Source organism: Prevotella herbatica (assembly GCF_017347605.1).
In the GTDB taxonomy this organism is placed as follows: Bacteria; Bacteroidota; Bacteroidia; order Bacteroidales; family Bacteroidaceae; genus Prevotella; species Prevotella herbatica.
On sequence record NZ_AP024484.1, the window covers coordinates 213,478 to 230,636 of the forward strand.

Genomic DNA, 17,159 nt, shown 5'->3' on the forward strand with positions numbered 1-17,159 from the left:
AAGGGTGGTTACCAGAGTGGCCAAATGGGGCAGACTGTAAATCTGCTGGCTATGCCTACGGTGGTTCGAATCCATCACCACCCACTCCACAGAAGAGATTTAGTAAATGCTAAATCTCTTTTTTTGTTTTACTGCAAATAATTATTTTTATGGAAAAAATTTTATACATAAAGAATATGGTTTGCGACCGCTGCAAAATGGCTGTCAGAAAGATTATGACTGACAACGGATTGCATATTACCGATCTGGAACTTGGTGTTGTAAAACTTAATGATGTCATTGACGAAACAATGCTCAACAAATTGCGAAACGAACTTGATACATTGGGATTTGAACTTCTTGACGATCATCGTCAACAGACAATTGGTAAAGTTAAATCTGCCATTATCAAACTTGTCCATTATCATGACAGTAAATCAACACAGACGATTAGCGACTATCTATCCTCTCAACTGAATAGTGATTATAGTGCACTCAGCAAACTATTCAGCGAAGTGACAGGAATTACAATTGAGCGTTACTATATTGAACAGCGCATTGAAAGAGTTAAGGAGCTTATAAGATATGACGAACTAAGCCTTACGCAAATATCATTAAAGATGAATTATTCAAGTGTAGCTTATCTAAGCAGTCAGTTCAAAAGCGTAACAGGAATGACACCAACTGAGTTCAAGACTCTAGGCAAAAATAACAGAAGGAATCTTGATAGTATCTAGCGTAACTCTCTGAAAGTATATATCATTATTGGAATAGTTAACATACATGCTAAGCTGTCACTTATCAACTGTGTTATCTCTAAACCAAACAAGCCAAAGCATTTTGGAAGTATGATTATCAATGGTATGAAAAACAAGCCTCGCCTTGCCGATGCCAATAAATTAGCACGCCAAGGCTTACGACATGTCTGAGTACACATGTTACTAACCATTGTAAATTCATTGAATGGATATCCTATAAGTTGCCAAGCTAAAGCTGCACCTCCTATTTTTATAACTTCAGGGTCGTTTCTGAACAATCCGATTATGTCATTACTGAACGATAAACCAACAACAGCACACATAATTAGGAACAATGTACCTAATTTTACGGTAAACCAATATCCCTTCTTTAATCTTGAATACAACTTTGCGCCATAGCAGAAGCCACATAAGGGCTGAAAGCCTTGTCCCAATCCTATCACAATAGACATAATAAACATAGCTATTCTAGTAACAATACTCATTGCAGCTATTGCTGCATCGCCAAAGGCTCCTGCTGAGATATTAAGCATTATCGTAGCTGTGCATTCCAGCCCCTGACGTGAAAGAGAAGGACTTCCTCCATAAAATATTTCACGAATTGCATTCCATGACGGCGAAAAATTTTTAAAATGAATTCCTATGTTTTGATTCATGTATGAAATTCGCAGTAAAAGACAAAAAGATACAATTTGTCCTATTACGGTTGCAAGAGCCGAACCACGAACCCCCATATTAAATCCAAATATAAACAAGGGATTAAGGACTACATTAAGTAATGTCCCTGTAACTATGCCCCACATTGCAAATCTGGCATTACCTTGAAATCTCATTTGATTATTTAAGGTCAATGAAGATGTAAGGAAAGGCGCACCAAGCAATATTATTCCCATATAATCCTCTGTGTATGGCAATATAGTTGGAGTACTACCAAGGAAAATAGAAAGAGGTTTAAGCATAATCTCGCCAACAATAGTAAACAACAAACCGCACACCATAGAGAAGAAGAAGGCGGTACTTGCCATTTTTTGAGCATTCTTGTGCCGTTTTGCACCTAATTCGCGAGAGATATAATTGCCAGAACCATGACCAAAAAAGAATCCAAAAGCCTGAATGAAGAACATTACAGAAAACACGATTCCTACTGAAGCTGTTGCCTGTGTACTTAGTTTTCCTACAAAAAAAGTATCAGCTATATTATACAAACTCGTTATAAGCATTGATATAATAGTTGGAACAGCCATTGTCAATACCACCTTGTCTACAGGTGCAGACGTCAAAAAAGTGTAATTATCTATTTTTTGCATTGCAGATGCAAAAGTATTGTTATTTCCCCAAACACACAAAGAATTGGTATTCATTAACAATAATAAGTAGTAAGCCACACTTATAAAAGCGCCACATACAACAATGTATATGGCGCGAAATAATCATTCATTTTTGTCATTCGACATTTCAAAAAAACATCCTGAATAATCTCCATTTGCTAATTACTATCGAAAAACTTGAAGCTTATAAATGCGAAAATAAATTATTACGTTAAATAGAGATTTTTTTATTATTATATTAACTAAAAAGTGTCAGTACACTCAATCTTAAAGTTAGAGCATTTATTTACACTTGAGTAATGCTTAATGCGAATTCAATTTACTATTTTTACATTTTGTCTTAACAAAGAATTATCTTTTTACAAAGAAAGAAAAAGAAATAACAAAAAGCAAGTAAAAATACATTTTTTAACTATGTTCCCGTACACAATTTTAAACAAAAATACCACAAAAAATTGTGTACGAAAACAATAGAACTAACAACAGAGTATTTGTAATATTCTCTCTGCGCTTCTTCCATCCCATCTATCAGGAATGCCAGATTTTTTCCAATTTCCGTCAACCATTTCTTCCAAAGCAGAACAAAGACAGTCTGGATCTTCGCCTACAAGCACATTTGTGCCAACTTTTACTGTTTCAATATGTTCAGTATAGCTATTTAATGTAATGCATGGAACCTGATTAAATGTTGCTTCTTCGGCTACATTTCCACTGTCTGTGATAATACCACAAGCATTTGCAGTTATATATCCAAAGTCAAGATAACTCTGTGGCTCAATTATCTTCATTATAGAAGGGAAACTACTTGATGCAACTATATTGGCAACAACCTTTGCTGCTTTTCCACGCAACGAAGCTATTATTGGCATTGTTGAATCTTTCATTCCACGTATCATTGCCTTAATCAACTTTTCAAGATGAGCCTCATCTCCTATCAAAGCCTTACGGTTAAGCGTGAACAATATATATTTCTTTTCTTCGAGTCCCAGTTTGTCTAGAACTTCAGGACGTTTCAATCTACTGTGATTGTATCTAAGATTATCAATCAAGATATTACCAACCATATAGACCTTACTCAATTCAGCCCCTTCCTTGTTGGCAATATTGTTGTTGCTTATTCCTGCAGTAAAAAGTATATCGCTTAAGCCGTCAATTACAAGTCTGTTTATTTCTTTCGGCATGGAAATATCAAAACTTCTTGTACCGGCAGCTATATGGGCAAGTCTAATTCCCTGCTTTTTAGTCACAATTGCGGCTGCCATAGTACTTGCCAAGTCATCAACGACTATAACTGTATCAGTTGGATTCTGTTGAAGATATAATTCAAATTTAGACATAACCAACCCTGTAAGTTCATTGAGGTTTTCACAATCAACGCCAAGATAAGAATCAGGACGGTTTATCTGAAGATCATCAAAGAGTGAATCCTCAATAGTTTTATCATCTTCCTTACCTGTAAAAACCAATTTATAACTGATATCGCGTCCTTCTTCATGAGCTTTCGCGATAGCTCTTATTATAGGTGCCACCTTTATGAAATTAGGTCGTGCGCCAACTACAATACATACATTCATATTCGTGTCTTATTTATATAATGCAAAGGTAATAAAAAAATAGAGGTCGCAAATTATTGCGACCTCTATTTTTTTATTCTCCCTTGAACAATTCCTTTATTCCTCCAATGCTTCCCATCAGATTTGTTGCCTCATAAGGCAGGAATACTGTCTTTGTCTTGTCGCCATCCGCAACATCCTGCAACATCTGTATGTACTTCTGCGCAAGCAAATAGTTAGCTGGGTTACTAGACTTTCCTACAGCGTCCGTTATCTTTTGTATTGCTACAGCCTCAGCCTCAGCCTTCTTTATTCGTGCATTGGCATCACCTTCGGCACGTAATATAGCTTGTTGCTTGTCTGCTTCAGCACGGTTTATCATAGCAGCCTTGTCACCTTCACTCTGTAATATCTGAGCTTGTTTATCTCCTTCACTAGTAAGGATTGTAGCACGTTTATTACGTTCTGCCTGCATTTGCTTTTCCATTGCCTGCAAAACGCTTTCTGGAGGTGTGATATCCTGCAACTCAACACGGTTCACCTTTATACCCCACTTATTTGTTGCGTCGTCAAGTACACCACGGAGTCTGGTATTTATGGTATCACGACTTGTCAAAGTCTGGTCAAGTTCCATGTCTCCGATGATATTACGCAGTGTTGTCTGTGTAAGTTTCTCTATCGCGTTTGGCAAGTTATTAATCTCATATGCAGCTTTGAACGGATCAACAATCTGGAAATACAACAATGCGTTTATCTGCATCTGAATATTATCTTTGGTAATAACATTTTGTCTGTCAAAATCATAAACCTGCTCACGAAGATCAATGGTGTTAGTATAAATATATCTTCCATTAGACATTGATACCATTGCCTTTGAACGGTCTATAAACGGAATAATAATATTAATACCTGGCTTAAGGGTTGCGAAATACTTTCCAAGTCGCTCAATAATTTTTGTTTCACTCTGTGGAATTATTACCACCGTCATCTTTATAAAGATGATTGCAAGCACTACGGCTGCGATTAAAGCATAAAAAGCAATACTCATAATTTTATTTTATTTAATGATTAAACTGGTTTTACTGTTACTATAATAGACTCTCTGCCAATTATTTCGACTTTCTGACCTTTTAATATTGGCTCATTAGAGTTACTAACGGCTTTCCATTCGTCTCCGTCTACTTTCACGTATCCGTTTCCATTAGGTTCTATTGACTCTATCACCGTGCCCACTCTTCCTATCAGTGCGTCAATATTACTCGCCCTGTTATCTCCACCTTTGTGCAACTTATCAATCAGACGTGGACGAATTAGTCGTATACTCAATATTGAGCACAAAGCCCAAATCAATACTTGTGCCCAGAAAGGCAACACAAACGACGTGAATATAGACACAAAAGCTCCTATCGCAAAACATGTGACGAAGAAGTCTCCGGAACTTAATTCAAGTATCAGACAACAAAACATCACGATTGCCCAAAGTACCCATAAATTACTTGTAATAAATTCTATCATAGCATTAAATTTTTTATTATAATCAATATACTACCTCCCCAAAGTTTTTTATCCAAAATGAAGGTAACAAGAATTATCTCCTATTTGGTTTACGTGCAGGCTTCTTTACTGCGTTGTTATTATTAACATACCCTGAAGCCTGATAATATTTTAAAGCATCAGGCATCAGTTTTTCAATTGCAGCTATACGCTTTGAATCAGATGGGTGATCGCTGAACAAGTCGTTATTAGTACTACTACCCAACTCTGCCATCCTCTTCCAGAAAGGTACAGCAACCTCAGGATTATATCCAGCCATTGCTGCAAATATCAATCCCATGTAATCAGCTTCACTCTCGTTATCTCTACTGTATTTCAAATTACGGAAAGAAAAATATTCTCCCGCTACTCCAGACGCAAGATCTCCCGCTCCGCTTCCTACTGCGGAATTAAGTATAGTTCCCAAAGCCATAGTTCCATATTGTTGACGTGCTTTCTTTGACATCTGTTCAGCACTGTGCTTAGCTACGGCGTGAGCAATTTCATGTCCTAGCACAACAGCAAGAGAAGCCTCATTCTGTGTAACAGGTAGCAAACCTTCATAAACAACAATCTTACCACCCGGCATACAGAAGGCATTAACCTCTTTGTCAGCTACAAGATTAAACTCCCATGAATAGTTTTGTATTTCGGAAGCCATATTGTTATTTTTCAGATATGTATTAACAGATGCAGCCAATCGCTTTCCAACGCGCTGAACCATAGCTGTGCTGGCAGCATCCGTTGATTTCTTAGCTCCTTGCATATACTTTGAATACTCACGATTACTATAACTAAGTATTTCAGAATCAGAAAAGAGTAAATTGTGTTTGCGCCCAGTTACTGGTACAGTTTGTGTTGTACCACAAGCTGATAAGATTAATACGACAACAAGAAACAATATGAACTTGATTCTTTTCATTTTCTTTAACTGGTTATAAATTTTAACTGCAAATATAAAGTATTTTGTATAAAGCACAAAATAAAACCTATTTTATTTACTAATTATATAAGTAATCAAAGCTATCATTGCGTTTTGGATTATTCGATTAATAGTGACAATACTATTCGTTAGATTTCTAACAACAAAAAAAAACAGTTCCGGAATCACTTCCAAAACTGCTATATTTTGTGATTTGAAATTTCTATGTAGAGCGACGCTTTCGCTCTCGGTTATCCTACAATCTTGAATCTTTACCTTAAATCTAATACCATTCCGAATCACAATCTTTAAACCTAATAACTAAAAACCTAAACAATCTATTAACCTTTTGTTGATGCAAAGGTATGAAGGATTTGAATACATTCCAAGAATAAATAGGATTTTAATCATTATTGCATCGTTTTCTTGACCTAAATCAAATATTTGTGTGCGCACACACACATAAAACATCTTTTGTCCAGTCCTCTCCGTTGATAGCCTGTATGATATTGATACCCATACTTTTTGCAGCATCCACATTATTTGGACTATCGTCGATGAACAGAGTTTCCTCAGGCTTCACATTTTCCTTGTCAAGAATATACTCAAAAAAGTGTTTGGAAGGTTTCAATGCACCTATTTTATAACTCACATAAAGTTCATCCATATAATGATTTATGCTGTTTCCCTTTCCGTCAAACTCATTACTACAAGTCCACGACATCATAAACTTATTTGTATTACTAGCTAAAGCTAGCCTGTAGCCTTGTTTTCGCAGAGTCTCAAGAAGTTTTATATTTCTTTCTGGTAAATCAGCAGCATATCCAAGCCAGGCATGTCTACAATCATTCCAACTAATTTCATGCCCAATGTCTTTTCCCAACGCCTCAAGGAACTCTTTATCTGTGATTTTCCCATCTTCCAAATCTCCAAATATTCCAGTCTGTGTATAGGCGTTAAGACGTGAATCAGCATTATCCAATCCAAGTGCGGAAAATCTTTTCACAGATTCGTCACGATCACTAGTATAGATAACTCCACCTAAATCAAATAAAATAAGTTTTATCATATCATTTTGAGTTTTGCGCAACTTTAAATAATGTACCAGTAGGACAAACAAAACGACAATATGGACGCGGCACAAAAACAGATAATACCATGAATAAGGCTGCAAGTACTAATACTGTTGCTGATGCACTGGTAATAATAAAAGCTGAGAAAATCTCATAATCCATCCATTCAAAACCTACACCAATAAGCATCATCATCATTAGTACAGCCCACAATATTTCTCTAAACTTACCAAGCATCTTTATTGTTTCTGATTTCACCTTTAACTTATTGCGCTTATTCATCCTCCCAGCAAGCTCCTGTAAAGAGCCACATGGACAGATATATGTACAATAATGGCTTTTCTTGCCAAAAAGAGGATAAACAAATGCCGTTATGAGCATTATTATAGGTATAACTGAAATCCAGATATTAATACCTGTTGACATATATCCAACCATTAGTGAATAAGAAATGAAGGTACCACACCAAAATCCCAATACTACGACATTAAGAACGAGTTGCACTATGCGGTATTTCTTTTTGCGATAAAATAAAGGTATTATAGCTCCCATAAGCACAACTACAAGTCCTGCAATATTCTTTGCACTAAAGTCCGTATTGTCAAAAGGAGATGGTTTTACTGCGTTTTTGGCTGCATATTGCAATCCACGCTGCACATTACCTAAAATACCACGTGATGAGTATGTAGCACCACTCATACCATCTACTTTCATTTTTTGAGCATCATCAACGGTCTTACCATTCCATGCAGTGAGCAACTTTGATGCTTGGGCAAAGAATTCTGGCGTTTCAGAGTTCTTCAATGCCTTTATCTTAACAACCTTTCCATCTTTCAGATATATCTCCAATGGTACATTACCACCATATCCATTAACATCTTTAGCTAACGATGAAGTATTAATTATCACTGTTCCATCAGGCAATGAGCTCATAGGATTTACTTTCCCACCTTTATCGACAATTTCTTTATTTGCCATGCTCATCTTGTGTCCCCATACCTTACCGTCACGCACAACAGCAACTACGGCAAGTGCGATTAGACATGTACCAAGAGCTAACAATTGCTTGTAATTCTTATTCTTCATTTCTTTACTTTATTTTTTCATGTGCAAAACTACTAATAAAATAACAGTAACCTCTTCACCACTCTACCATTTTAATAAATATTGGCATAATTAATTAAGAAGTCCTCATACGTTTTTATTTTTTTCTAGCTACGTAGCTACGGCATCCCCTAAAAACCCTATAAACAGAGAGCTTGACAGAACGTAGCTTGCAGGATTTAGCTACGGCTAGCTACGTTCTAACTACGTCTATTTGTGTTGTTTTAAGGATGGAATGTATTCGACGAGTGAATTTGTCTAAGAACCGTTGGCTGCATCTGAGGAACTGAGGATGTGAAAATAGATTCAATAAACGAGAACAGAATTTTCAAGCTTGTTTAAATGTTCTGCTGAATTCCACTGAATTCTCGGCAAAGATACTACAAAATTTTTGTCCATGCAATCAGATTTAGGTTAGGCTGTTAGCCAAAGTTTTAAATACTTGGAGCTACACATCGTAATACACGTGCGTGCGTATACACGCACACTCTGGGTTTTTCAGAAAAATAAGTGTCGAAGTGTCTATCCATTGAGCATCAAATTATTAGGACCCTTTTCGGATCGAATAAAGTGTCGGTCATTCGTCGGTAAAATATGGGTAAATATTTTCCTCATATTGTCTTGTACTTAACGAAGAATTTCGATGCGTTTTACGATGTTTTACAGTGCGTTTTACGTTATATTGCACTGCGTTTTACGAAGAAATAGGAGCTAAAACGTCGTAGAAACGTTTGCGTTTCTATATGGAACTAGTTGCATTTCTATATAGAAACGCATGCAAAACTCGAGATTTGACCGTTAGATCACCGTCACTTTATTTAGTCAAATTGGTCGATAAAATATTGATATTCATTAAGTTGACACTTCGACACTTATATTTTTCAAAACCCTAGGTGCGCGCGTGTATGCACGAACATTATATAAGTAGAAATAGATGACGTAGCTAAAACGTAGCTCACCGAAGCTAAATTAACCTAGCTACGTATTTTTTTCCCAGTGTTTATAGGCTTTGTGAGAGATGCCGTAGCTACGTAGCTAAAAACACACCAAAAAGCAGGGAAGACATCCTAAATGTTGAAAAATTAAATTGTCGCGAAAAAATCTAGGCTCTAAACATTCAAATTAGGTTCACCCAACATTTTGAGTGACATGAAGAGCATGAAGAGCATAGAGCCTACAGTTTGAAATACTTTTCGTCGTTGAAATCAAATCCATTTCTGTTCATCACTTTTATCTTATCATTGATGCCTTCTGCCTTTTCTCCACCAAGCCATTTACTGACAGAAAAAAGCAATAAGCATTGGTATACTTATTTCAAGAATTATTCCATGAAATACAGCAACAGGAACCAACGTCTTATCATTGGCTGCTCGTAATATTGACGGAAGACAAACATCCATTGAGTTTATTCCGGCAATAGAAATAGCAGCAAAGCAGCTACCTTTTCTCGTAAAATATTTGCAACCGAACAACGCAAGAAGCTCCCTTACCACATTTGTCAATAAAGCAATTGTAGCTAATTGGGTAGCCTGAGCAGGTCCAACAGTAATAGTCTTCATCTGGGCAATAAGCACTGATGATAATGAATAATAACCAAACCCACTACCAATAGCCATTATATCACCAAGTTTATGATTACTGAAAAATAAAAATGCCAATGAAGTAAAAAGTAAAGTTCCTACAATTGTGCATGCTGGCAATAAAAACATCTGCCAGTGAATAGAGCGTATCATTCTACCAAGATTATCCATACTGCCAACTCCCATTCCAACTTGAAGAACAAGCAACGAAAGAATAATCATAGGCAACGATGCGTTATGCAACCACATGGGCGCTAAATCAAAAGCACCAATGGTAATTCCTAACAACAACGACACTAATAACAATAAATTTTCTTTCATTTTTGCTTTCCTTTCCTTGTCAATACTCGATTAAACAAATATGATGCGCCGAAACTTCCGACGATACCAAACACTGCTATTACAACAGCCTGCCAACCAAAGTAAGCAATATTATTCAATAATGCATGATTTGAACCTATTGTTATGCCAAAGACAAACAATAATGCAAATATGGTAAGCCTTGTGGTCTTTTCCACATGCCTTATTCCACGCACATTACGCATTAAATATCCGATTCCAATACCTAGAAATAATAAGAATAATATTCTGAACATTTATAAACTTTCTTTTAAGAGTTGCAAAGGTATAAAAATTCATTTAATTTGCAAAGCATATTTATACATATTTTAAACGAAACATTTGTATTACATATTTAATTGACCTATATCAAGAGTAATAAATTGCTATTAACAGTAATATTATTATCTTTGCAAAAAGAAAAAAACATTCTTTCAGGCAAGGTATATACTATATGTACATTTAGAGTGTGTAATAAACCAAATACTTTTGAGTTATGAAACATATTAAATTTATTGCCACATTATTGCTTTTGGCATCGACAATGCCTGTTTTACAGTCTTGTCTTAACGACGACAATGACGATAGCAACTACAGCATGCAATATCCTTCTGCTATAGTAACTGTAAAGAACGAAGGAGGTAAGCTTATGCTGCAACTTGACGACAGTACAAAACTGTATCCAAGTAACATTACTAAGCCTCCTTATGGTGACAAAGAAGTGCGTGCTCTTGTGAATTATAATAAGATAAACAGTAGCAACACAAATTCTGTTTACGTGAACTGGATAGACAGTATACGCACAAAGAACATGGTTGCCGATTTAGGAACAAACAACGACACTAAATACGGAACTGATCCTGTGGAAATAGTGAATGACTGGGTGACAGTTGTTGAAGACGGGTATCTAACATTACGTTTCCGTACATATTTCGGCTACAATGTTACTCACGAATTAAACCTCGTAAAAGGAAGCAACCCTTATGAAGTAGTATTGCATCACAATGCCAACGGAGATAAAAGTGGTATATTGAAAGACGGATTGATTGCATTTAAGCTAGACTCATTGCCTGACACAGAAGGCAAAACTGTAGATCTCACTGTGAAATGGAACTCATTCAGTGGAGAAAAGACAGCAAAATTCAAATACCGCTCAAGACCAACATCTAAATAATATATGTATATATTCGGCACAGACAAGGAAAAACATATAATAAAACTATTCAGACGAGGTGATGCTTCGGCTATGGACTGCCTATATTCAGAATATGCCGATTATCTTACCGCTGTCTGTGCCAGATATATACCTGACGATGACGAACTTAAAGATGTACTTCAGGAAAGTTTCATAAAAATATTTTCGAAGATAGAAAAATTCAACTATAGGGGAAATGGTTCACTGCGTGCATGGATTACCAGAATTGTGATTAACGAATCGTTACTATGCATCAGGAAGAAAAAAAATTCTCCATTTATAAATATAGAAAAAGAACCACCAGACATTCAAGATGAAGACCCTGAAATAGGTAACCTAAACGAAGAGGTGCTGACAAATATGATAAGGCTACTCCCTGACGGCTACAGAACAGTATTTAATCTTTTCGTTATTGAAGGAAAAAGTCATAAGGAAATAGCTAAAATACTTAATATAAAAGCTGATTCATCAGCATCTCAATTTTACAAGGCAAAGAAACAACTTGCCAAAATGATAAAGGACTACAGATTAAAACAAGAATAAAATGAAGGATCAATGGATTAACGATATCAAAGACCGAATAAGGGACAGTAACAGAAAAGCCCCAGAAAGTCTGCTCGACGACATCAAAAGAGAGATGGAACGTCGTGGTATTGCTCCTGCACGCTCAAAAAAAGCACACACTGTCTCTATGTGGACTTTGCGTTCTGCGATAGCTGTAGCAGCTATGTCTGTTGCCTTTATTCTTTATAACTACAAAAATAACTATAATAACAATGATAATATAAAAATTGCAAATAATAACAAAGAAACACAAGTAAATGAGATAGTCAAGAAAAGTGATAACAATTTATTGAATTACAAGAAAAAGGGTAACATTATACTCAGAATTTCAAACAACGTAAAAAAAGGGATTGAATTAATATCTAAAGATATTGATGCAAACAAAGACGCATCGATTAATAAAGAAAATCTTATTGCCCAAACAACAACAACAACAAAAGAAACAGAAAACGACACGTCCCAGAAAAAGATATCAAGTAATAAGAACTATACAGGACAGGTATATAATGACTATAAATATGAATATCATCACAGTAAGAATCATGAATCAGAATTAAGAGTCTCCACATACTACTCTGGAATAATGAATGGTTACAGCAATTCACAAAATGGAGTAATGTTGGCTAATGCATACTATTATGGAGATAGTTCAGATAAAATGGTTAACGACAATAAGTATTATGCCATATATTCAAACAATGAACTTACAACGGAAACCAAACATCACCAACCTATTAAACTTGGTGTATCTATAAATTACAAGATTAATGACAGATGGAGCTTACAGACGGGTTTCACTTACAGTTACCTTTCATCAGATTTTACAATAAACAGTCATGGAGAAGATAACATTAAGGAGCAAAAGTTGCATTATGTAGGTCTGCCACTATCCGCAAGCTATAGCATTTGGCACAACAATGCCATAAACATATATGCAACAGCTGGTGGAGAAGCTGAAAAACTCGTCAACGGTAAGGCTAAGACTACTCACGACGCTAATGGAACAGAAACATACTCTACTACTGAAAACATAAAGAGTAACAGACTTTTGTTTTCTACAAACGCAGCAGCGGGTATAGAATATAAAGCTGATAAATCGTTAAGTCTATATGCAGAACCTGGTATAAGCTATCATTTTAAAAACGGAAGTGGCATAAAAAATATTTATACAGAAAATCCATTTAACTTCAATCTTAATATAGGAATCAGAATAAATATAAATAAATAAGAAAATGGGGAGGATAAAGCAATTTATCTTCCTCATTTACTTAAAACTCAAAACCAAGATTTATATAAAAGTGTATACAATCTGTTTTATTGGAGTACCCTAAACTAGCACCCAGAGGTCCAAATATCGTCTTATAATAATAACCTAACTGATAACCAAGCATGGGTCCCTTATCTAAGATGTTTCTTAGTTTGTCACCATGCTGTGCTGCTGCTATATGAAACAAAATATAGTTATTTGTTCCCAAACGTTGTTGCGCCTTCAACTGCATAGCTATAAAATGAGGATCAGTTAATTCCACATTCCCAACTCCAACGAAAGGCAACTGCTGTTCAAAGTAATGTCCAAACCACTCACCACCAATTACATTTTGACGTATATATGGAGTTTCACGCCCAAAGAGTAAACGCCCGTAAGCCATAGGCTGCAATGTGAAACGACTATTTAGAGCAAATGAAATTCGCCACATCGCGTTTAATTCACTAAAACCAATATGGTTCTTATATTGTGTAAAATTATCCGTGTAATAAGCATACTCTGCATTGAACTTTGCTCCGCGTGTTGGGAATACACCTGCATTCTCAGAATCATAATGCAATTTGGTATGATAACTAAAGAAATGGTCATCACGAAGCATCACATTATTACCAAATGCCTCTCCAGATACAAGCATATTGCTATAGTTATAATAATCAAAACGTGCACTTAAATCCAATATAAGATTTTTCATATTAACTCCCATAATATTCAGTCCCACCTGATGATGATTGAATTTTATATTATAGTCGTTGTTGCCATGATCATACACATCTATATCATCATAGTGGAAAGTATATCCAAATCCTATTTTGATATTCTTCTTAGGTGTAAGTATTGCTTGGGCATTAGCCATAATACGCTGTCCAAGTCGTAAAGTGGCTTCTATATCAAGAGGTTTCAAAGAAGACTTGTAAACACCATTAATCTGCAAAGCCACAATTTCCTCAGTATCAAATCTAACACCAAGATTTCCCTGTATTACATCATGAGGAGGTCTGCTATCAACAGTTTTATTGGCGAAATCAACGGGAACCTTTGCCTCATCACTAGCATGTAGGTATTTAGGCATATAATCATCAGAATACCCCAACTTACGCTTCAGAGCCATCAACTCATCCCAATGTGCCATAGCTGCTTGTTCACCACGTTGTATAAGCGAATCAATAGCAACATCTGAAAAACTGGCAGGACCATAACCTGATGTATTAACACGTATGGGAATATCTGTTATTGCAATATTATCATCATATTTGTTCTTACAATTAATGTCAATGACCTGAGTAAGAACAGCCGCTCCGGTTGTAAGTTCGTCGGCAGTCTTTGGCTTGCTTTGTACAGTTGAACCAATAATATAATCAGCTCCCATGCTTTTGGCTACATCTGCCGGATAGTTATTGCGTAAGCCACCATCAACAAGCATCATAGCGTTCTTTCGTATCGGAGTAAAGGCATAAGGGATAGACATGCTGGTACGCATTGCATCAGCCAGCACACCGCTATGAAAATCATATTCTGTGTTATCAACGATATCAGTTGCAACACATGCAAAAGGAATAGGTAGTTTATTGAAATTCAAAGAATCAGTATATCCGGCAGTAAGACGAGTAAAAAGCTTAGATAGATTTACACCTTGTATAAACCCTCCTCCACCAGAAATATTTTTCTTTTTAGCAGTTAATGTTTTAGAGATAAAATATGTATTCTGCTTTTCACGATTCAATAGATTCTGAGAATAATAATCATCACGGTCTGAAAGAAGAAACATCCAATCCTGTCCACGCACAAGAGAATCAAGTTCATTTGCATTCCAACCCACACTATATAATCCTCCTATAATACTTCCCATAGATGTTCCTGTAACTATGTCCACAGGAATTCCGGCTTTCTGAATAACTTTCAGCACACCTATATGCGCCATGCCTTTTGCACCACCTCCTGACAGTACCACAGCTACTTTCTTTCTGCCATTATCGGCATAAATATTTTCAGTAATGGAACAATATGCAACTAATAGCACCAAAAGCCCCACCCTATATACGAATCTATCTATTTTCATATTTGACTGGATTTGTTGGCTAAGTTACATCAAAGGCATGATATCTCCAAATATAATATAAATATTTTAACATAATAGCATAAGTTACGAATATTATGCTTACTTATCGATACACACATAAATATATCAAAAGCATTTGGCTATTTAGATAATTATCTCTATTTTTGCAAGAAACTACCACTGTATAGTTTTTTGATATAGAAAAATTATTGAGAAATAGTATATTAAGAATGAAACAAAATTATATTGATTACATGAACAAACTGGGACGACAAAATGTTCCATTTCTTTTTGTTATCAACTATATAGGAGATGATGCTATCATAAAACCGCTTGAAGAAATAAACGAAACAGAGATAAAATATGACTTTAACGGCATTACAAACTGCTCATCAACACCTATAAAAGATGAACGCGATATTATATGGAATATAGACATGCCAACTATAGATAATTATGCTAAAGGATTTAATATAGTAAGGAGGAATATCATGGCTGGCAATAGTTATCTTGTAAACTACACATGCTGTGTACCTGTAAAGACAAATATGTCTATGGAATATATTTACAACAATTCTAAAGCCAGATATCGTATTCTGATAAAAGACAAATTAGTTTGCTTCTCACCAGAATCATTCATAAAGATAAATAACAGAAGAATATATTCTTTTCCAATGAAGGGTACTGCTGATGCCACAAGCCCTGACGCGGAAAGCATATTACTTTCGGATGCTAAAGAAAGTGCAGAACATGCGACGATAGTAGATTTAATACGTAACGATCTAAGTAAGATTGCTACAGATGTGAGAGTTGACAAATACAGATATATAGACTATATATCAAACAATACGGGAAAAATCATACAGACAAGTTCACAAATCAGTGGGCAACTATCATCTGACTACAGGCAACATATAGGAGATATTATTGCATCGCAGCTTCCAGCAGGTTCTATTACAGGAGCGCCTAAGAAAAAAACTGTAGATATAATAGCTGAAGCGGAAGACTATCAACGTGGTTTCTACACTGGAACAATGGGAATATGTATCAATGGAAATATTGATAGTGCCGTAATGATAAGATTCATTGAGAAGAAAGAAGATGAATATGTCTTCAAAACAGGTGGAGGAATAACCTCAAAAAGTGATTACAACAAAGAATACAACGAAATAAAGCAAAAAATATATGTACCAATTTGTAGAGACGATAAAAATGATTAATGGTTGTGCCTACAATATAGGCTACCACAACGATAGGTTAAACAATACACGACATCACTTTTGGCAATCAAAAGAAGATATAAACCTTCTTAATTATATAACTCCACAAGAGAGCAATGACATTATAAAAGTAAGAGTAGTATATGGAGAAAATGGTATTGAGGATATATCATATTCAGAATACTCTATGCGCAATATAAAAACACTAAAGATTGTTACTGACAACCATATAGAATATAGCTTTAAAAGCACAGACCGTTCTGCTATAAACAAACTTGTTGAAAAGAAAGGTTTATACGATGAAATTATTATTTCTAAAAACAGCCTCATTAGAGATACCTCTTTTACAAATATTGCCCTATTTGATGGAAACACTTGGTACACACCTAAGCATCCTCTACTCAGAGGAACAAAACGAGCCCATTTAATAAATAACAATATAGTTAAAGAAAAAGATATACATGAAAATGATATCTTTAAATATAAGGCTATAAGACTGTTTAATGCAATGATTGATTTTGGAGATATTGAAATCCCCATAAACAAAGATACATTATCATTATAACGAAATATAGTTGCCTTCTTTTCTAGAAGAAATATAAACGGAACAAACAATCTATGTGCTCAATCATTCTTAGAATCCATATACGTCAGTGCCAAAAGGGTCTCATCAATACCTTACTATTGA

Annotated in this window: 16 protein-coding genes and 1 tRNA gene; 7 read left to right on the forward strand and 10 right to left on the reverse strand. The window is 35.5% G+C overall.

The window, feature by feature from the left end; translation table 11 throughout:
* Nucleotides 1-2: 2 nt before the first annotated feature.
* Both prwr041_RS00875 and prwr041_RS00880 read left to right on the forward strand, forming a co-directional pair.
* Nucleotides 3-84 (forward strand) — tRNA-Tyr (locus tag prwr041_RS00875).
* Nucleotides 85-149: 65 nt separating this feature from the next.
* The gene (locus prwr041_RS00880; protein ID WP_207154465.1) at nucleotides 150-716 is read left to right on the forward strand and encodes a helix-turn-helix domain-containing protein; all 567 of its coding nucleotides are present in this window, start codon (nucleotides 150-152) and stop codon (nucleotides 714-716) included.
* Here prwr041_RS00880 and prwr041_RS00885 read toward each other — a convergent pair.
* The 9 genes from prwr041_RS00885 to prwr041_RS00925 all read right to left on the reverse strand — a co-directional run bounded on the left by prwr041_RS00885 (nucleotide 713) and on the right by prwr041_RS00925 (nucleotide 10,426).
* A complete protein-coding gene (locus tag prwr041_RS00885) occupies nucleotides 713-2,044 on the reverse strand; it encodes an MATE family efflux transporter (RefSeq protein WP_207154466.1) in 1,332 nt (443 codons plus the stop codon). The two genes, prwr041_RS00880 and prwr041_RS00885, sit on opposite strands and share 4 nt — an antisense overlap.
* 497 nt (nucleotides 2,045-2,541) lie before the next feature.
* A complete protein-coding gene (wecB, locus tag prwr041_RS00890) occupies nucleotides 2,542-3,639 on the reverse strand; it encodes a non-hydrolyzing UDP-N-acetylglucosamine 2-epimerase (protein ID WP_207154467.1) in 1,098 nt (365 codons plus the stop codon).
* Between the two features lie 73 nt (nucleotides 3,640-3,712).
* Nucleotides 3,713-4,666, reverse strand: coding sequence for an SPFH domain-containing protein (locus tag prwr041_RS00895; protein ID WP_207154468.1), 954 nt, complete (start codon nucleotides 4,664-4,666; stop codon nucleotides 3,713-3,715).
* Nucleotides 4,667-4,686: 20 nt separating this feature from the next.
* A complete protein-coding gene (locus prwr041_RS00900; RefSeq protein ID WP_207154469.1) occupies nucleotides 4,687-5,133 on the reverse strand; it encodes an NfeD family protein in 447 nt (148 codons plus the stop codon).
* A 73-nt stretch (nucleotides 5,134-5,206) separates the two neighbouring features.
* A complete protein-coding gene (locus prwr041_RS00905; RefSeq protein ID WP_207154470.1) occupies nucleotides 5,207-6,073 on the reverse strand; it encodes a M48 family metallopeptidase in 867 nt (288 codons plus the stop codon).
* Between the two features lie 436 nt (nucleotides 6,074-6,509).
* A complete protein-coding gene (locus prwr041_RS00910) occupies nucleotides 6,510-7,142 on the reverse strand; it encodes an HAD family hydrolase (protein ID WP_207154471.1) in 633 nt (210 codons plus the stop codon).
* A 1-nt stretch (nucleotide 7,143) separates the two neighbouring features.
* Complete coding sequence (locus tag prwr041_RS00915) at nucleotides 7,144-8,232, reverse strand: FMN-binding protein (protein WP_207154472.1); 1,089 nt, start codon at nucleotides 8,230-8,232, stop codon at nucleotides 7,144-7,146.
* 1,292 nt (nucleotides 8,233-9,524) lie between these two features.
* Complete coding sequence (locus prwr041_RS00920) at nucleotides 9,525-10,151, reverse strand: lysine exporter LysO family protein (protein WP_207154473.1); 627 nt, start codon at nucleotides 10,149-10,151, stop codon at nucleotides 9,525-9,527.
* The gene (locus tag prwr041_RS00925) at nucleotides 10,148-10,426 is read right to left on the reverse strand and encodes a LysO family transporter (protein ID WP_018463384.1); all 279 of its coding nucleotides are present in this window, start codon (nucleotides 10,424-10,426) and stop codon (nucleotides 10,148-10,150) included. Before prwr041_RS00925 ends, prwr041_RS00920 begins: the two co-directional genes overlap by 4 nt.
* Nucleotides 10,427-10,665: 239 nt before the next feature.
* Between prwr041_RS00925 and prwr041_RS00930 the strand changes: the two genes are divergently transcribed.
* From prwr041_RS00930 to prwr041_RS00940, 3 genes are read left to right on the forward strand one after another with little or no spacing between them, the layout of a single operon-like run.
* Complete coding sequence (locus prwr041_RS00930) at nucleotides 10,666-11,343, forward strand: NigD1/NigD2 family lipoprotein (protein ID WP_207154474.1); 678 nt, start codon at nucleotides 10,666-10,668, stop codon at nucleotides 11,341-11,343.
* Between the two features lie 3 nt (nucleotides 11,344-11,346).
* Nucleotides 11,347-11,907, forward strand: a complete 561-nt coding sequence (locus prwr041_RS00935) for an RNA polymerase sigma factor (protein WP_207154475.1) — start codon at nucleotides 11,347-11,349, stop codon at nucleotides 11,905-11,907.
* A gap of 1 nt (nucleotide 11,908) precedes the next feature.
* Entirely contained in the window at nucleotides 11,909-13,156 is a 1,248-nt protein-coding gene (locus prwr041_RS00940; RefSeq protein ID WP_207154476.1) for an outer membrane beta-barrel protein, read from the forward strand.
* A gap of 40 nt (nucleotides 13,157-13,196) precedes the next feature.
* Here the strand turns inward: prwr041_RS00940 and prwr041_RS00945 are convergent, their stop codons facing one another.
* On the reverse strand, nucleotides 13,197-15,251 hold the full coding sequence (locus prwr041_RS00945) for a patatin-like phospholipase family protein (protein ID WP_237072270.1): 2,055 nt from the start codon (nucleotides 15,249-15,251) through the stop codon (nucleotides 13,197-13,199).
* A gap of 230 nt (nucleotides 15,252-15,481) precedes the next feature.
* On the opposite strand from prwr041_RS00945, the gene prwr041_RS00950 reads away from it, so the two are divergent.
* Both prwr041_RS00950 and prwr041_RS00955 read left to right on the forward strand, forming a co-directional pair.
* On the forward strand, nucleotides 15,482-16,471 hold the full coding sequence (locus prwr041_RS00950) for an aminodeoxychorismate synthase component I (protein WP_207154477.1): 990 nt from the start codon (nucleotides 15,482-15,484) through the stop codon (nucleotides 16,469-16,471).
* Nucleotides 16,464-17,036 (forward strand): aminotransferase class IV, encoded by a 573-nt coding sequence (locus tag prwr041_RS00955; RefSeq protein WP_207154478.1) that lies wholly within the window; start codon nucleotides 16,464-16,466, stop codon nucleotides 17,034-17,036. Before prwr041_RS00950 ends, prwr041_RS00955 begins: the two co-directional genes overlap by 8 nt.
* Nucleotides 17,037-17,159 lie beyond the last annotated feature (123 nt).